Origin of the sequence: Kitasatospora sp. NPDC002227 (genome assembly GCF_040296285.1) — a bacterium.
GTDB lineage: Bacteria > Actinomycetota > Actinomycetes > Streptomycetales > Streptomycetaceae > Kitasatospora.
Genome location: NZ_JBEOWY010000008.1, coordinates 152,330 through 168,992, shown reverse-complemented (window position 1 = coordinate 168,992; position 16,663 = coordinate 152,330). Strand labels below are relative to the sequence as shown.

Below are 16,663 nucleotides of genomic sequence, written 5' to 3'. Positions count from 1 at the left end.
GCCCCTCGGCCGCGCCGCCGGTTGGTGCATTCGGCTCAACGCGGTCACCGGTAGGTCGGCTTCTGGCGGCGTCGCGCGGGCGCCGCACGGCCCTGGGCGGCGCGGGTGGGCGATAGTGCGGGAATGGCTCTGCACCACGGTGACGCACGCAACCGCAGGCTCTCGCCCGCCCCACTGCTCGGGCTGGCGGACCCGCTCGGGGCGATGCGGCTCTCGCCGCCGCTGCACCGGCTGCCCGACGGGCCGATCCCGCCGGCCACCGCGTACCAGCTGATCCATGACGAACTGCTGCTCGACGGGAACGCCAAGCTCAACCTGGCGACCTTCGTGACCACCTCGATGGAGGTGCAGGCGCAGCAGTTGATGGCTGAGTGCCTCGACAAGAACATGATCGACAAGGACGAGTACCCGCAGACGGCGGAGCTGGAGCGCCGCTGCGTGGCGATCCTCGCCCAGCTGTGGCACGCACCCGAGCCGGAGTCGGTGGTCGGCTGCTCGACCACCGGCTCGAGCGAGGCCTGCATGCTGGCCGGGATGGCGCTCAAGCGGCGCTGGATGCGGAAGAACCCCGAGCGGTACCGGGCCGGGGCGCGGCCGAACCTGGTGATGGGCATCAACGTGCAGGTCTGCTGGGAGAAGTTCTGCAACTTCTGGGAGGTCGAGGCCCGGCTCGCGCCGATGGCCGGGGAGCGCTACCACCTGGACGCCGAGCGGGCGTTGGAGCTCTGCGACGAGAACACCATCGGCGTGGTCGGGGTGCTGGGCTCGACCTTCGACGGCAGTTACGAGCCGGTGGCCGAGATCTGCGCGGCGCTGGACGCGCTGCAGCAGCGGACCGGCCTGGACATCCCCGTGCACGTGGACGGGGCCTCCGGCGGGATGGTCGCGCCGTTCCTCGACCCGGAGCTGGTCTGGGACTTCCGACTGCCGCGAGTCGCCTCGATCAACACCTCGGGGCACAAGTACGGGCTGGTCTACCCCGGGGTCGGCTGGGCGCTCTGGCGCAGCAAGGAGGCGCTGCCCGAGGAACTGGTCTTCCGGGTCAACTACCTGGGCGGGGAGATGCCCACCTTCGCGCTGAACTTCTCCCGCCCCGGCGCGGAGGTGGTCGCCCAGTACTACACCTTCCTGCGGCTGGGCCGGGAGGGCTTCCGGGCCGTGCAGCAGGCCTGCCGGGACGTGGCGCGGTACCTGGCCGGCGCCGTCGAGGAGCTGGGCGCCTTCCGGCTGCTCACCCGGGGCGACGAACTGCCGGTCTTCGCCTTCACCACCGCCGAGGGCCAGCCCTTCGACGTGTTCGACGTCTCGCGCCGGCTGCGCGAGCGCGGCTGGCAGGTGCCCGCGTACACCTTCCCCGCGGACCGGACGGACCTGTCGGTGCTGCGGATCGTCTGCCGCAACGGCTTCTCCCGGGACCTGGCGGACCTGCTGCTCGCCGACCTGACCCGGCTGCTGCCCGAACTCTCCCGCCAGCCCGCACCGTTGCGGGATCTGGGGATCGAGCCGCAACCCGGCTTCCACCACTAGGAAGGTCAGTCCAGGTACCCGCGCAGCTGCTCCGCGAAGGCGTGCTCGCGGAGTTTGGTGAGTGTCTTGGCCTCGATCTGGCGGATGCGTTCGCGGGTGACGCCGAACAGGTGGCCGATCTCCTCCAGGGTGCGCGGGCGGCCGTCGTCGAGGCCGTAGCGGAGCTGGACGACCTGGCGTTCGCGCTCGGCGAGGGTGGCGAGCACGGCCTCCAGGTGCTCGCGCAGCAGCAGGAAGGCGGCGGTCTCGACGGGGGAGGCGGCGTCGGCGTCCTCGATCAGGTCGCCCAGGGCGACGTCGTCCTCCTCGCCGACGGGGGTGTGCAGCGAGACCGGCTCCTGGGCGAGGCGCAGCACCTCGCGCACCCGTACCTCGGACAGTTCGAGCGCGGCCCCGACCTCGGCCGGGCTCGGTTCGGCGCCGCGCTCCTGGAGCAGCGCCCGCTGCACCCGCAGCACCCGGTTGATCAGCTCCACCACGTGCACCGGCACCCGTATCGTCCGGGCCTGGTCGGCCAGCGCCCGGCTCATCGCCTGCCGGATCCACCAGGTCGCGTAGGTGGAGAACTTGTAGCCGCGCGCGTAGTCGAACTTCTCCACCGCCCGGATGAGGCCGAGGTTGCCCTCCTGCACCAGGTCGAGCAGGGTCAGGCCCCGGCCGACGTAGCGTTTGGCCACGGAGACCACCAGCCGGAGGTTGGCCTCGATCAGGCGGCGCTTGGCGCGGCGGCCGAGCAGGACGAGCAGGTCGAGCTCGTCGGCCAGGCGGTCGTCGGGGAAGCTGCCGGTGGCCAGGGCCTGCTCGGCGAAGAGGCCGGCCTCGACCTGCCGGGCCAGCTCGACCTCCTCGGCGGCGGTGAGCAGCCGGATCCGGCCGATCTCCCGCAGGTACTGTCTGAGCAGGTCGGCCGCCGGGCCGGTGGACTCCTCGACCACCTCGGCCTCGTCCTGCTCCGGCTCCTCCTCGGCGTCGGCGAGCTGGGCGGGGGCCGGTTCGGCTGCGGTCGCATCGGCCGCCGACGGTTGCGCTGGGGCGAGCTCCACGGGCATCCCTCTCTGGGCCGCGCGCGGCTCGTGGGGGAGGCCGCGCCACACGGACTGGGATACCCATCAGTGTGCGGTGCGCCACACTTCGCGGCGGTCGGACCTGAGAAGGTTTTCGAACGCCGTGCGTCAGAGCCCGGCCGCGCCCCGGCTGCGCAGGCCGTCCTTGTACTGCTGGAGGGCCCACAACTCACCCTGGACGGGCGAGAGTTGCTCGGCGGGTGCGCGGTCGCCGAGCCGCCGCAGCTGGGCCCGGACTTCGTCGATCCGCCGGTCCACCGCCTGCAGGCGCAGCTTGACCAGGAACTCGCCCGCGTAGATGGCGTCCACCGCGCGCCGGGTGCGGATCGGCTCGACCGTCAACTCGTAGACCAGCGAACGGACCTGGTCGTCCGGGCAGGCCTCGCGGACGGCGGCGGTGAAGTCCGGCAGGCTCGCGCCGTAGGCGGTGCCGCCGGCCTGGCGGACGGCCTGGCGGACGGCGGTGTAGGGCGGGGTGGGGAACTCCTCGTCCAGGTAGTTGTCGAAGGCCGGGGTGACCATGTCCGGGTGCTGGAGGGCGAGCTTGAGCAGCTCGCGCTCGACGAACTGGGCCGGGTCCTTCGGGTTGAGCAGCAGGGCGGGCCGGGCGGGGGCGGCGGCCGGGCGGGGCGGCTCCTCCCGGCGGAACCGGGGCTGCGCCTGCGGGTTCTCCCGCTGCCAGCGGGCGAGCTGACCGATCCGGCGGACCACGAACTGCTCGTCCAGGATGCCGAGCAGGCCGGCCAGCTGGACGGCGTACTCGTGCTGGATCGAGCGGTCCTTGATCTTGGTGATGATCTGGGCCGCCTCCTCCAGGGCGGCGGCCCGGCCCTCGGCGGTGTCCACCCGGTGCCGGGAGACGGCCGTGCGCAGCGCGAACTCGAAGAGCGGGACGGGGTGTTCGATCAGCTCCCGGACGGCTTCGTCGCCCTTGGCCAGGCGCAGCTCGCACGGGTCCATGCCGCCCGGGGTGATGGCGATCGAGGTGCGGGCGGCGAACTTCTGGTCGTCCTCGAAGGCGCGCAGGGCGGCCTTCTGGCCGGCGGCGTCGCCGTCGAACGTGAAGACCGTCTCGCCCCGGTAGTTGGAGGTGTCCATCAGCAGCCGGCGGATGATCTTGATGTGGTCCTCGCCGAACGAGGTGCCGCAGGTGGCCACCGCCGTGGTGACGCCCGCCAGGTGGCAGGCCATCACATCGGTGTAGCCCTCGACCACCACGGCCCGGCCGGTCTTGGCGATGTCCTTCTTCGCCAGGTCCAGGCCGTAGAGCACGTTCGACTTCTTGTAGATCGGCGTCTCGGGGGTGTTGAGGTACTTCGGCCCGTTGTCGTCCTCGCGCAGGCGGCGGGCGCCGAAGCCGATCACCTCGCCCGCGGTGTCCCGGATCGGCCAGAGCAGGCGGCCCCGGAAGCGGTCGATCAGGCCGCCGCGCTGGCCCTGCGAGGCCAGGCCGCCGAGCAGGATCTCCTTGTCGGTGAAGCCCTTGCCGCGCAGGTAGCGCACCAGGTGCTCCCAGCCGGCCGGGGCGTAGCCGACCCCGAAGTGCTTGGCGGCGGCCTCGTCGAAGCCGCGCTCGGCGAGGAAGTTCCGGGCGATCTCGGCCTCGGGGGAGGCCAGCTGCTCCTGGAACCAGGCGGCGGCCACCTTGTGGGCCTCGACCAGGCGGGTGCGCTCGCCCTGCTGGCCCCGGGTGTTGTAGCCGCCCTCCTCGTAGCGGAGGGTGATGCCCGCCTGGGCGGCCATCCGCTCGACGGCCTCGGCGAAGGAGAAGTGCTCGATCTTCATCAGGAAGGAGATCGAGTCGCCGCTCTCCTGGCAGCCGAAGCAGTGGAAGACGCCCTTGCCGGGGTGCACGTAGAAGGAGGCGGACTTCTCGTCGTGGAACGGGCAGACGCCCTTGAGCTGCGCTCCGCCCCCGTTGACCAACTGGACGTAGTCGCCGACCACCGCGTCGATGGGCAGCGCGTTGCGCACCGCCTGTACGTCCTCGTCCCTGATCCGCCCTGCCACCCCGGAAGTGTACGGGAACCCGCTCGGCTACCCGCAGAGTTTCGCGTGCAGGGCCAGTGCCGAGGCGTCGGTCAGCGTGGCGATCTGGTCGATCACGGCGCGCAGGGCGGCGCGGTCGTCCTCGGCCTCGCGGTGCAGGGCGGCGAAGACCGGGTCGAGGCCGTGCGGGGCGGTGCGGTAGAGGGTGTCGGCCAGCTCGGCGATCACGATCCGCTGGCGGGAGCGGAGCTGGGCCTGCTCGTCGCGCTGCATCACGTAGCGCACGGCCACGGCCTTGAGCACGGCGCACTCGACCCGGACGGCGGCCGGGACGACCAGCTCGGCGGCGTAGCGGGTGAGCCGGCCGGGGCCGTAGCGGGCCCGGGTGGCCTGCTCGGCGGCCAGGCAGAAGCGGCCGATCAGCTGGCTGGTGAGGTCCTTGAGCCCGGCCCGGGCGCGGGCCGAGCCGTCGTAGGAGCGCGGCCACCACTCCTGGGCGAGCAGCCGGTCCAGCGCCTCGCCGAACTCCTCGGGGTCGGCCTCCGGGGCGTACCGCTCGGCGATCTTGAACAGCTCGGCCCGCTCCTCGGCCGAGCGCAGCGCGGCCGGGTCGATGTGGCCGGCCTGCAGGCCGTCCTCCACGTCGTGGGTGGAGTACGCGACGTCGTCGGACCAGTCCATCACGGTGGCCTCGAAGCACTTGCGGTCGGCCGGCGAGCCCTTGCGCAGCCAGCGGAAGACCGGCAGGTCGTCGGCGTAGACGCCGTACTTGGTGGAGGCCGGGTCGGTGGGGTGGGCGCCGCGCGTCCAGGGGTACTTGGTGGCGGCGTCGAGGGCGGCGCGGGTGAGGTTGAGGCCCACGCTGTGGCCGGGCCAGGGGGCGAGCCGGGCCGGCTCCTCGTCCAGCGGGGCGAAGCGCTTGGGCTCCAGGCGGGTCAGGATGCGCAGCGACTGCGCGTTGCCCTCGAAGCCGCCGCAGGCCTCGGCGGCCTGGTCGAGCGCCTCCTCGCCGGTGTGGCCGAACGGCGGGTGCCCGATGTCGTGGGCCAGGCAGCCCGTCTCCACCAGATCGGGGTCGCAGCCGAGCGCCGCGCCGAGCTCCCGGCCGACCTGGGCGCACTCCAGCGAGTGGGTCAGCCGGGTGCGGGGGAAGTCGCTGGTCATCGGGGCGACGACCTGGGTAATGCCGGCCAGGCGGCGCAGCGCGGCGGAGTGCAGCACGCGGGCGCGGTCGCGCTGGAAGGCCGTCCGGCCCGGGCGCTTGTCCGGCTCGGGGAGCCAGCGGGCTTCGGCGGAGGGGGCGTACGAGTCCTCGGGGCGGTGCGCGGTGTCGTCCATATGCCTTTCACCGTACGCCCGGTGACGGACATTGGGCCGGTGCCGCGCGCGGCGGCGGCATGATGCAGAGAAGTCTCTGCAAAGAACTCTATGCAGAGACTTCTCTGCAAGGTAGGTTGAAGCCATGAACACCGAAGAGCCGCCGAAGCGGCGGTTGGACGCGCGGGCGCTGCGAGGCCTGGCGCACCCGCTGCGGGTCCGCATCCTCGAGGACCTCACCACCGGCCCGGCGACCTCGGCCCGCCTGGCCGAGCGGCTGGGCGAGAACACCGGCACCGTCAGCTGGCACCTGCGGCAGCTCGCCGAGCACGGCTTCATCGAGGAGGAGGCCGGGCGCGGCACCAAGCGCGAGCGGTGGTGGCGCCGGGTGCGCGCCCAGCACGTGCTGGCCACCACGGACTTCCGGGACGACCCGGGCACCAAGCTGGTCGCCGACGAGTATCTGCGGGAGATGCTGCAGGTGCAGCAGCAGCGGGTGGCCGAGTCGCTGGCCGCCGAGTGGCAGGGCGAGTGGCTGGGCGTCGGGTCGATCTCGGACTGGAACAACATGCGCCTCACGGCCGGTCAGCTGACAGCCCTCAACGAGGAGCTGATGGCCGTGGTGAACCGGTACGAGGAGCTCGCCGCGGCGGGGGAGCCGGAGCCGGGGGCGCGGCAGGTGCTCGTACAGGTCCGGGCGATGCCCCGGGCGGACAGCGGCAACGAGCAGGTCTGACGGATCAGCGGGATCACCTGAACGGGGAGGGCACGGTCATGGAGCAGGTCGAGCAGGTCGAGGCGGAGCTGACGAAGGGGTTGCTGCGGCGGCACCCGGACTTCCGGCGGCTGTGGACGGGGGAGGTGGCCAACAAGTTCGGGTCGGCGGTGACAGGGCTGACCCTGCCGCTGATCGCCGTCGAGACGCTGCACGCCTCGGCCTTCGCGGTGAGTCTGCTGCCGGCGGCAGCCTGGCTGCCCTGGCTGCTGATCGGCCTGCCGGCCGGGGTCTGGGTCGACCGGCTGCGCTCGCGCCCGATCATGCTGGCGGCCTCGGCCGCCTCGCTCCTGCTCTACGCGACGGTGCCGCTCGCGGCCTGGGCCGGCTGGCTGACGATGGGCCAGCTGCTGCTGGTCGCGATGCTGACCGGTGTCGCCTCGGTCTTCTTCCAGACCGCCTACACCGCCTACCTGCCGAAGCTCGTGTCGCCCGGGGACCAGGCGGAGGGCAACGCCAAGCTGCACGGCAGCGCCTCGGCCGCCCAGCTCGTCGGCCTCGGCGGGGGCGGCGTGATCGCCCAGCTCGCCGGGCCGGTCAGCGGGATGTTCGCCAACACGGTGACCTTCCTGGTCTCGCTGCTGTGCACCGGCCGGATCCGGTACCGGGAGGAGGCCACGAAGGCGCCCGAGCGGCGGGCGATCGGGCAGGAGATCGGGGAGGGGCTGCGCCTGGTCGCCGGGGACGTCTGGGTCCGGACGATGACGCTCTTCGGGGCCGCCTCGAACTTCGTGCTGACCGGGTACCAGTCGGTCCTGGTGGTCTTCCTGGTGCGTGAGGTGGGCCTGGACTCCGGACTGGTCGGCCTGCTGATCGCGCTGGCCTCGACCGGCGGCATCGCCGGGGCGGCGGTGGCCCGGCGGGTCGCGGCGCGGGTCGGCTCGGCACGGGGGATGCTGCTCTTCGAGCTGGGGCTGCCGGCGCTGGCGCTGCTGATGCCGCTGACCACGGACGGGTTGGGTCTGGCGTGCTACCTGATCGGCGGCTTCGGGGTCTCGGCCGGGGTGGTGGCCGGGAATGTCATCAGCTCGACTTTCAATCAGCGGTACTGCCCGCCGGAGCTGCTCGGGCGCCTGAGTGCGAGCAAGGCCGTGCTCAACTACGGCACCATGCCGGTCGGTGCGCTCTCGGCCGGTCTGCTGGCCGGGGAGATCGGGGTCCGGGCCACCATGTGGATCATGTCCGCCGGGGTGCCGCTGGCCGCGCTGGTCTTCCTCTGGGGCTCGCCGATGCGGCGCCTGCGCGACCTGCCGACCGGCCGCGCCACGGTGAGCACCGCCGCCGCCCGGCCGGTGACCGTCCGCAGCTGACCGGCTCCGCCCCAGCCCTCCCGGCTCGCCGGGGGGGGCTATGCTGTTCAACGGCCGTTCGTAGGCCGAGCAGGCGTGCCCGCCGTCGCGGCGGGCCCGGAGCGGAGGAGGCGAGAGACATGGACTGCAGTAGTCCGGGCCACCCCAGCCTCGCCCCCGCCGGTGTCCGCCGCTCGCGGACCCCGGGTGACCACCGCTTCCGCGCGTACGCCTGACGACTCCTCGGCCTGCCGTTCCCGGCGCAAGCCGCCCGGGCGTATGCCTCCGCGAGAGAGAGGCATCTCGATGCACGCCCTCACCACCTTCGACTTCATCCTCCGGCTGGCCGTCGGAGTCGCCTGCGGCGCGCTGATCGGCGTCGAGCGCCAGTGGCGGGCCCGGATGGCCGGCCTGCGCACCAACGCCCTGGTCGCGGCCGGGGCCACCCTGTTCGTGCTCTACAGCGAGGCCGTCGGTGACGCGGGCAGCCCCACCCGGGTCGCCGCCTACGTCGTCTCGGGCATCGGCTTCCTCGGCGGCGGGGTGATCCTGCGCGACGGCGCCGGCGTCCGAGGGCTCAACACGGCCGCCACGCTGTGGTGTTCGGCGGCCGTCGGGGTGCTCGCGGCCTCCGGCAAGGTCCGGTTCGCCCTGCTCGGCACCCTGGCGGTGCTCGCCGTCCACCTGGTGCTCCGCCCGGCGGGCCGCCTGCTCGACCGGGCCCCCGCGGCGGGGACCGACCCGGACTCCACCGCCCGCGCCACCGTCCACCTGGAGTGCGAACGCGCCGCCGAGACGCACATCCGCGCGCTGCTGCTCCAGGCTCTGACCGCCTCGCACCTGGCTCCGACCGCTCTGCGGGCCCGTCGCGCCGACGAGCACACCGAGCTGCGGGCCACCGTGGCGATCAGCGGCGACGTCGCCGGGGCCCTCGAACAGGTGGTCGCGCGGCTCTCCCTCGAACCGGGTGTCCGTGACCTGCACTGGCACCTCGACGAGGAGCACGCGCACGAGCCGTCCGAGCGGGGAGCACTGGCCTGAACGGGGCCTACTGCTGGCCTAGGATCATCCACTTCTCCGGTACGCCCAGCGGGGCGAAGCCGACCTTGGCGTAGACCCCGTGGGCGTCGCCGGTGGCCAGCAGGATGCGGCGCAGGCCGTGCGGGGCCAGGTGGTCCCGGACGGCGGCGGCCAGGGCGGTGCCCAGGCCGCGGCCGCGCGCCTCGCGGGCGACGTAGACGTCGCACAGCCAGGCGAAGGTGGCCAGGTCGGTGACGACGCGGGCGTAGCCGACCTGGGAATCCCCCTGGTACACACCGAAGTTGAGCGAGTTGGCGATCGCGGTGTCCTGCTTCTCGCGCGGGCGGCCAAGGGTCTGGCGTCTGACTCGCGTCGGATCAGGGCGGGGTCGAGGCGGGCCGGGTCGGTGGAGATCTCGTAACCGGCGGGGAGTGAGCTGTCCTGGGGGTTCATGGGCGGCATCCAAGCAGCCGGGTGGCGGGCCGGGCCAGCGGATATAGGGTGGCCGGATGCTCGCTGCCGCCGCCCTGCCGACCCCGCTGGTGAGTCTCGGGGAGCTGGCGCCCGGGGTGGAGCTGCGGCTCAAGCGGGACGACCTGGCGCACCCCACCGTGCCCGGCAACAAGTGGCGCAAGCTCGCCCCCAACCTCGACCTGGCCCTCGCCGAGGGCCGGACCGGGCTGCTGACCTTCGGCGGGGCGTACTCGACCCACCTGCGGGCCACGGCCGCCGCCGCGGCGGCGCTCGGGCTGGCGAGCATCGGGGTGGTCCGGGGCGAGGAGCTGGCGGCGGCGCCGCGCAACTGGTCGCTGCGGGCCGCCGAGGCGGCGGGGATGGAGCTGCGGTTCGTCACCCGCTCGCGCTACCGGGCCCTGGCGGGCGGCGGCGTGGACTCCGCGGAGGACTTCCCCGAGGACATCTCCGAGGACCTCCCCGAGCAGGCCGACGGCCGGTGGCTGGTGCTGCCCGAGGGCGGCTCGAACGCGGCGGCCGTCCGGGGTGCGGCGGCCGTTCCGGCGGAGATCCCGGGCCTGGGGGCCGGGGACGTGCTCTGCTGCGCCGTCGGGACGGGCGGCACGCTGGCCGGGATCGCGGCGGGCCTGCCGGAGGGGGCGCGGGCGCTCGGGGTGGCGGTGCTGCGGGGCGAGGGGTACCTGGAGCGGGAGATCGCTGAGCTCCACCAGGCGGCCTACGGGCGGCAGTTCGGCAACTGGCGGGTCCACCACGGGCACCACGGCGGGGGCTACGGCAAGGTCGGGGTCGAACTGGCGTCTTTCGCGGAGGAGTTCGAGCGGCGCCACGGGCTGGCGATCGAGCTGCGGTACGTGGCGAAGACGCTGCTGGCGGTCCACGAGCTGGCGGCGGCAGGGGAGTTCGCGGCGGGTACCCGGGTGACGGTGGTGGTGACGGGCCTCCCGGACCAGTCGTAGTCCGGGAGGCCGGGGTGGTGCTACGGGGCCGGGATGATCGTCGAGAGCCACTTGAAGGTCGGGACCACCAGCGGGTGCCAGGTGGAGATCAGGTGGGCGCCGGTGGTCTCGAAGGTGGTGACGGTGGTGGGGGCGTGGGCCGCGTGCTGGAGCGCGGTCGCGTCCTCCAGGCCGTCACCGCGGCGGCCGGTCACGTAGAGGGCGACGTTCGGCGGGGTGGCCGCGTGCGAGAGCAGGTAGAGCGGGTTGGAGACCTCGCGCAGGTGCGGGTCCTTGCCGACCAGCGAGGAGGGCTCGCCGCTCGGGTCGTTGTAGCCGGAGAAGGAGACGGCTGCCCGGTAGCGGTTCGGGTGCGAGAGGGCCAGGCGGGTGGCGCAGTGGGCGCCGGAGGAGTACCCGGCCACGGCCCAGCCGTTGGCGGTGGTGGCGGCCCGCAGGTTGTCCATCACCATCTGCGGGACGTCCCGGGAGAGCCAGGTCTCGGCGTTGACCTTGCCGGGTATGTCCGCGCAGCCGGTGTCGTTGTTGGTGAGCAGGTAGACCCGGGGCGCGACCAGGATGAACGGCGTGATCTGACCCGCCTTCATCAGCGGCTCCAACTGGCGGGTCACCTCCATGCCGCCGAACCAGGTGCTGGAGGTGCCGGGGTAGCCGGCCAGCAGCTCGACCACGGGGAAGGTCTTGTCCTTGTACGCGGGGTCGTCGTACTGCGGCGGGGTCCAGACCAGCACCTCGCCGTCCACGCCCGACAGCTTGCCCTTGAGGTCGGCCTGCTTGACGCTGCGCGGCACGGCCGAGGAGTCCGGCGCGTGGAACTTGACCAGCTCCTTGGGGGCGGCCGGGGCGCCGGGGGTGGGCTTGTCCCCGGGCAGCCCGTTGTCCTTGGGCGGCACCGGGACGGCCCGGACGTGGCTGCTGGTGCCGAGCAGGTCGCCCCAGGTCTCGTACAGCTGGTTGGAGTTGTTGACCAGGACGAACACCAGCGTCACGGCGGTGGCCTGGCAGAACAGGATGGTCGCGAAATGGCCGAGCGCCCCCAGCGGACCGCCCCGGCGGCCGCCGCCCCCGGACCGGCGGCGCGGAGCCTCGGGGTGGCGGCGGGCCGGTCTGCCGCTCCACTGCGCCATCGCCAGGGCGACGGAGGCCACGAACAGCACGATCGTGAGGAGCAGGAAGGGGGTGCCGGTCAGAGTCACGAAAGCTTCCGGATCAAAGAGGTGGTGCGGGGCTGGTGGTTCAGCCGAAGCTGAGGTCGCTGCAGAGGTCGGTGTCGGCGGTGCGGGTGTTCTGGGTGATGCCGGTCGGCATCGTGCTGGGCAGGGCGGTCGGCGGAGCGGTGGCCCCGGTGGCGGCGTCCTCGGTGCTGTCGGCGGCCGTGCCGGGGTCGGTGGCCGCGTAGTCGCGGCCGAGGGTCAGGGTGATGCCGTCAGCGGCGGTGGCCGAGGCGTCGGCGCTCAGTTCGGCGCCGGGGAAGACCTGAGCCAGCAGCTGGGCATCCTGGTAGCGCTCGGCAGGGTAGCTGATCAAGGTGACGCGTCGGCTGGGGGCGTCTGCCCCCAAGGTGATCGTCCGGTAACCCTTGGCCTGCAGCGCCTGTTCGGCCCGCTTGGCCTGGCCGCTGACGTGGCTGGCGTTGATCACGGTGAGCGGACCGGCGGGGGCGCTCGGGGCGGCCGTCGCGGAGGCGGTGGGGGCGGGGGAGGCCGGGCCGCCGATCTGGCCGGTGGCGTGGCCGTCCAGCGTGCGGTCCTCGCGCAGCAACTGCCAGAGCACCTCGGCGTCGGGGTGCACGATGGCCACCCGGTCGCCCTGGTAGCGCCAGGGCATGGTGACGAAGCTGATGTCGGCGAGCTTGATGTCGCGCAGCGACTGGGCGAACTGGGCCAGCTTGATCCCCGAGTCCAGGCTCGGGTCGACGGTGAGCGACTTGGTCGCGGCGTCGGCCAGCGGGAGCAGCGTGGTGAGGTCGAAGCCCTGGCCCTGCACCTTGCGGATCAGCGAGGAGAGGAAGGCCTGCTGGCGCTTGACCCGGCCGATGTCCGAGCCGTCCCCGAGCCCGTGCCGGGCGCGGACGTAGTCCAGCGCCTGCTGGCCGGAGACGGTCTGACGGCCCTTCGTGAGTTTGATGCCGTTGGCATCCACGTCGTTCGGCACGCAGACGTCCACGCCGTGCACGGCCTCGGTTATCGCGGCGAAGCCCTTGAAGTCCACCACCAGGGTGTGGTCCACCCGCAGGCCGGTGAGCGTCTCGACGGTGTTCTGGGTGCAGGCGGGGTTGCCCTGCGGGTACTCGCCGATGCTGAAGGCCGAGTTGAACATCTGGCCCGTCTGCGGGGTGGTCCACCGGCCGCTCGGCAGCTTGCAGGGCGGGATGGTGACCAGGGTGTCGCGCGGGACGGAGACCGCGACGGCGTGCCGGTGGTCGGCGTAGACGTGCAGCAGGATCGCGGTGTCCGAGTTGCCGACGCCGGCGTCCCCGCCGCCGAGCATGTTGTTGCCGCCGAGGCGGGAGTCGGAGCCGAGCAGCAGGAGGTTGACCGGCACGCCGCCGCCGGGGGAGGCCGGGGTGGCCGCGGGCGGCCGGCTGGTGGCGATGCCGTCGGCGGAGAAGGTGGTGATGTTCCGGTTCAGGTGTTCGTAGAACCAGAATCCGGTGCCGGCCGTGGCGAGCACCAGCACGGCGGCCGTCGCTCCGGCGGCCCGGGCGACCCGCGACCGGGTGGACCTGGGGCGGCGTGGGGTCTTGGCGTCGGTCATCGTGGGGCTCTCTGTACGCATGGGGCCGGTGCGGCGGTCTGTCCGGGGCCGGGGCTGCCACCCTGGATGGACGACCTGACGAGCCATACGGTTACACAGAGACGGTCACGAATTTGAATGCGCGTGCGAATTTGTCCGGTCTGCGACTGGAATGTGAAGTTCTCGCGGTCAGCCCGTGGACTCGGGGGCCGCGCCCTCGAGCATCCGGCGGAGCAGGTCCCGCAGGACGAGCCGCTCCTCCTCGCTGAGGGCGGCGAGCGGCTCGCGGGCGAAGTTCAGCGACTCGCGCAGCTCCTCGGTGGCCTGCTTGCCGGCGTCGGTGGCGGCCACCAGCTTGACCCGGCGGTCCTGCGGGTCGGCCTGCCGGGAGACGAAGTCCCGGGTCTCCAGCCGGTCGACGATGCCGGTGATGTTGGAGGGCTCGCAGCTGAGCGTCTGGGCGATCTGCCGCATCGGCATCGGGCCGCGGCGCAGCAGGGCGAGCACCTTGGCCTGGGCCCCGGTGAGCGAGCGGGCGGCCGCGGCCTCCTCGTACTCGCGGTGGAAGAGCGCGACCAGGCCCGCCATGAGGTCCACGACCTCGCGGGTGATCGCGTCGGTGGGCTGCTGGGTGACGGGCGTGGTCTCCATGCCCTCCAGTCTAGCTGAACATTTGACAACCTGAACCTTTCAGCTCACGATTGCTTCACTAAGTCAACTTTTCAGGTTCTTCAGGCTGGGAGGCACCATGTCCGAGTCCGCAACGCCCGCCGCCGGTCGCGAGTGGCAGCTGGTGGCGCGCCCCAGCGGCTGGCCCACCCCGGCCGACTTCGCGCTGGTCGAGGCCCCCGTCCGGCAGCCCGGCCCGGGCGAGATCCTGGTCCGCAACGCCTTCCTCTCGGTGGACCCCTACATGCGCGGCCGGATGAACGACGTGAAGTCGTACGTGCCGCCGTATCCGCTCGGCAAGGCGATGGACGGCGGGGCGGTCGGGTACGTGGTGGCCTCGCAGGCGGAGGGCTTCGAGGTCGGCGACGCCGTCCTGCACGGGCTCGGCTGGCGCGAGTACGCGACGCTGGGCGCCGCGCACGCCGTCAAGGTCGACCCGGCGCTCGCGCCGCTCTCCTACTACCTGGGCGCGCTCGGCATGCCGGGGCTCACGGCCTACGCCGGGCTGCTCTCGGTCGGCGCCTTCCAGGAGGGCGACACCGTCTTCGTCTCCGGCGCGGCGGGTGCGGTCGGCTCGCTGGTCGGGCAGATCGCGAAGCTCAAGGGCGCCGCCCGGGTGGTCGGCTCGGCCGGCTCGGCGGAGAAGGTCACCCGGCTGGTCGAGGAGTACGGCTTCGACGCGGCCTTCAACTACAAGGACGGCCCGGTCCGCGAGCAGCTCGCCAAGGCCGCGCCCGAGGGCATCGACCTGTACTTCGACAACGTCGGCGGCGACCACCTGGAGGCCGCGATCGGCGCCCTCAACCTGCGCGGCCGGGCCGTGCTGTGCGGCGCCATCGCCCAGTACAACGACACCAGCGCCCCGGCCGGCCCGCGCAACCTCGCGCTCGCCATCGGCAAGCGGCTGCGCCTGGAGGGCATGCTGGTGAACGACCACACCGAGCTGCAGCCCGCCTTCGTCGCCGAGGTCGGCGGCTGGCTGCGCGACGGCAAGCTGGCGTACGACGAGACCGTGGCCGAGGGTGTCGAGAACACCGTGGACGCCTTCATCGGCCTGCTGCGCGGCGACAACACCGGCAAGATGGTCGTCCGCCTGGGCGGCTGACGGCCAAGATCGTCACAGCACTACACTGCGCGGGATGACTGACTCGATCGACCTGGTCATCTTCGACTGCGACGGTGTGCTGCTGGACAGCGAACGCCTGGCCGTACGCGTGGACGCGATGGTGCTCGCCGCTCTCGGCTGGGAGCTGAGCACCGAGGAGATCGTCCACCGGTTCGTGGGGCGCTCCCACGAGTCCATGGTTTCGCAGGTCGAAGCCCACCTGGGGCGCGCCCTCCCCGCCGGTTGGGAGGCGGAGTTCCAGCCCTGGTACGACCAGGCGTTCGCCGCCGAACTGGCCCCTGTCGAGGGCATCGAGGCAGCCCTCGACGCGATCGGGCTGCCCACCTGTGTCGCCTCCAGCAGCAGCCACCGGCGGCTGCGGGCCACGCTGGGGCAGACGGGCCTGCTCCCCCGGTTCGAGGGGAGGATCTTCAGCGCGAGCGAGGTGGCCGAGGGCAAGCCGGCGCCGGACCTCTTCCTGCACGCGGCCGCCAGGACGGGGGTGCGCCCGGAGCGGTGCGTCGTCGTGGAGGACAGCCGGTTCGGCGTGGCGGCCGCCCGGGCCGCGGGCATGCGCGCGTTCGGCTACGCCGGCGGGCTCACCCCGGCGCAGTGGCTCGAGGGGCCCGGGACGGTGGTCTTCGACGACATGGCCGAACTCCCCGCCCTCCTCGCCCGGGCCGGGGCGGCGTGATCCGTCAGGCTCGGTGCTCGGCCAGCCACCGGCGGTAGACCCGGCTCCGCGCGGTGGCGGTGCGGTAGGCCGCCGCCGCGTGGGCGGCGAGGGCCGCGCCCGCGTCGGCCAGCGGGCCGTCGCGGTGCCAGGCGAGCAGGTGGCGGTAGTGCAGCGGGCTGCCCGCGATGGGGCGGACGGCGATGCCCGGGAGCTCCTCGAAGGTGGGCTGGCACAGGCTCACCGCGTGCCCGCTGCGGACGAGTTCGAGCAGCAGGCGGCCGTCCACCTCGTGCACGGTGTGCATCCGGTGGCCCGCCGCCAGGAAGGTCGCGCACCAGTACTCGCGCGTCCGGTCGTCGTCCGGGTGCGGGGAGGCCCAGGCCTCCTCGGCGAGGTCGGCGAGGTCGACCTCGCCGCGGGCGGCCAGCGGGTGGGCGGCCGGGAGTGCGACGAAGACCGGTTCGGTGACCACCGGGTGCAGCACCACCTCGGGCCGGGCGGGTAGTTCGTAACCGGGGCTGTCGCCCACCACCGCGGCCTCCAGCCGCCCGTGCGCGACGTCGTCCACCAGCGGTACGGGGGAGCCCTGCCCCCGCGAGGTGAGCCGCGCGGCCGGGTGCAGCTCGCGGAGCGCGGTCAGCAGTCCGCCGAGCAGCGGGGCGTTGACCGAACCGAGCCGGAAGTGCCGGGGGCCGGGCTCGGCCCGGGCGGCCAGCGCGGCGGCGTCCATCAGCTCGTCGATGGTGGGCAGCACCGCCCGTGCCCGGGTGAGCACCACCTGCCCGAAGGCGGTGGGCACCACCCCCGAGGTCCGCCGCTCGAACAGTGGCCCGCCCAACAGCCCCTCGATCCGGCGCAGTTGGGTGCTCAGCCCCGGCTGGGTCAGCCGCAGCGCGGCGGCGGCACGGGTCAGACTGCCGGTCTCCGCGATCGCACAGATGACCCGCAGATGCCGTACTTCAAGCTCCATGCGCGGATGTTATGGGCAGGTGACAGCTCCCGTAAGGGGTTATGAACCCCCAGTCTTGTCCCACATGTGAAATGTCACACAGTTCAAAAGGGGCAA

At 73.0% G+C, this 16,663-nt stretch carries 14 protein-coding genes and 1 pseudogene; 7 read left to right on the top strand and 8 right to left on the bottom strand.

What is annotated here, in order from left to right:
* Positions 1–123 precede the first annotated feature (123 nt).
* Positions 124–1,527 (top strand): glutamate decarboxylase, encoded by a 1,404-nt coding sequence (gene gad, locus ABT095_RS10155; RefSeq protein WP_350528872.1) that lies wholly within the window; start codon positions 124–126, stop codon positions 1,525–1,527.
* A gap of 5 nt (positions 1,528–1,532) precedes the next feature.
* On the opposite strand, the gene ABT095_RS10150 is transcribed toward gad, so the two are convergent.
* From ABT095_RS10150 to ABT095_RS10140, 3 genes are all read right to left on the bottom strand, one after another.
* A complete protein-coding gene (locus ABT095_RS10150) occupies positions 1,533–2,576 on the bottom strand; it encodes an RNA polymerase sigma factor (RefSeq protein WP_502884848.1) in 1,044 nt (347 codons plus the stop codon).
* A 123-nt stretch (positions 2,577–2,699) separates the two neighbouring features.
* Positions 2,700–4,601 (bottom strand): DNA primase, encoded by a 1,902-nt coding sequence (gene dnaG, locus ABT095_RS10145; RefSeq protein WP_350528870.1) that lies wholly within the window; start codon positions 4,599–4,601, stop codon positions 2,700–2,702.
* Between the two features lie 27 nt (positions 4,602–4,628).
* The gene (locus ABT095_RS10140) at positions 4,629–5,918 is read right to left on the bottom strand and encodes a deoxyguanosinetriphosphate triphosphohydrolase (RefSeq protein ID WP_350528869.1); all 1,290 of its coding nucleotides are present in this window, start codon (positions 5,916–5,918) and stop codon (positions 4,629–4,631) included.
* Positions 5,919–6,042: 124 nt separating this feature from the next.
* Between ABT095_RS10140 and ABT095_RS10135 the strand changes: the two genes are divergently transcribed.
* The 3 genes from ABT095_RS10135 to ABT095_RS10125 all read left to right on the top strand — a co-directional run bounded on the left by ABT095_RS10135 (position 6,043) and on the right by ABT095_RS10125 (position 9,002).
* Positions 6,043–6,633, top strand: coding sequence for an ArsR/SmtB family transcription factor (locus ABT095_RS10135; RefSeq protein ID WP_350528868.1), 591 nt, complete (start codon positions 6,043–6,045; stop codon positions 6,631–6,633).
* 38 nt (positions 6,634–6,671) lie between these two features.
* A complete protein-coding gene (locus tag ABT095_RS10130; RefSeq protein ID WP_350528867.1) occupies positions 6,672–7,982 on the top strand; it encodes an MFS transporter in 1,311 nt (436 codons plus the stop codon).
* 285 nt (positions 7,983–8,267) lie between these two features.
* A complete protein-coding gene (locus ABT095_RS10125; RefSeq protein WP_350528866.1) occupies positions 8,268–9,002 on the top strand; it encodes an MgtC/SapB family protein in 735 nt (244 codons plus the stop codon).
* A 7-nt stretch (positions 9,003–9,009) separates the two neighbouring features.
* Here the strand turns inward: ABT095_RS10125 and ABT095_RS10120 are convergent.
* Positions 9,010–9,434: pseudogene (locus ABT095_RS10120) on the bottom strand (GNAT family N-acetyltransferase).
* A 56-nt stretch (positions 9,435–9,490) separates the two neighbouring features.
* Between ABT095_RS10120 and ABT095_RS10115 the strand changes: the two are divergent.
* Positions 9,491–10,411, top strand: a complete 921-nt coding sequence (locus tag ABT095_RS10115) for a pyridoxal-phosphate dependent enzyme (protein WP_350528865.1) — start codon at positions 9,491–9,493, stop codon at positions 10,409–10,411.
* A 20-nt stretch (positions 10,412–10,431) separates the two neighbouring features.
* Here ABT095_RS10115 and ABT095_RS10110 read toward each other — a convergent pair whose 3' ends face one another.
* The 3 genes from ABT095_RS10110 to ABT095_RS10100 all read right to left on the bottom strand — a co-directional run bounded on the left by ABT095_RS10110 (position 10,432) and on the right by ABT095_RS10100 (position 13,798).
* A complete protein-coding gene (locus ABT095_RS10110; RefSeq protein WP_350528864.1) occupies positions 10,432–11,607 on the bottom strand; it encodes an alpha/beta hydrolase in 1,176 nt (391 codons plus the stop codon).
* 40 nt (positions 11,608–11,647) lie between these two features.
* The gene (locus tag ABT095_RS10105; RefSeq protein ID WP_350528863.1) at positions 11,648–13,168 is read right to left on the bottom strand and encodes an LCP family protein; all 1,521 of its coding nucleotides are present in this window, start codon (positions 13,166–13,168) and stop codon (positions 11,648–11,650) included.
* A gap of 168 nt (positions 13,169–13,336) precedes the next feature.
* Positions 13,337–13,798 (bottom strand): MarR family winged helix-turn-helix transcriptional regulator, encoded by a 462-nt coding sequence (locus ABT095_RS10100; protein ID WP_350528862.1) that lies wholly within the window; start codon positions 13,796–13,798, stop codon positions 13,337–13,339.
* A 97-nt stretch (positions 13,799–13,895) separates the two neighbouring features.
* On the opposite strand from ABT095_RS10100, the gene ABT095_RS10095 reads away from it, so the two are divergent.
* Complete coding sequence (locus tag ABT095_RS10095; protein ID WP_350528861.1) at positions 13,896–14,921, top strand: NADP-dependent oxidoreductase; 1,026 nt, start codon at positions 13,896–13,898, stop codon at positions 14,919–14,921.
* Between the two features lie 34 nt (positions 14,922–14,955).
* On the top strand, positions 14,956–15,615 hold the full coding sequence (locus ABT095_RS10090) for an HAD family hydrolase (RefSeq protein WP_350528860.1): 660 nt from the start codon (positions 14,956–14,958) through the stop codon (positions 15,613–15,615).
* Between the two features lie 4 nt (positions 15,616–15,619).
* On the opposite strand, the gene ABT095_RS10085 is transcribed toward ABT095_RS10090, so the two are convergent.
* Positions 15,620–16,567, bottom strand: coding sequence for a LysR family transcriptional regulator (locus tag ABT095_RS10085; RefSeq protein WP_350528859.1), 948 nt, complete (start codon positions 16,565–16,567; stop codon positions 15,620–15,622).
* Between the last annotated feature and the right edge of the window lie 96 nt (positions 16,568–16,663).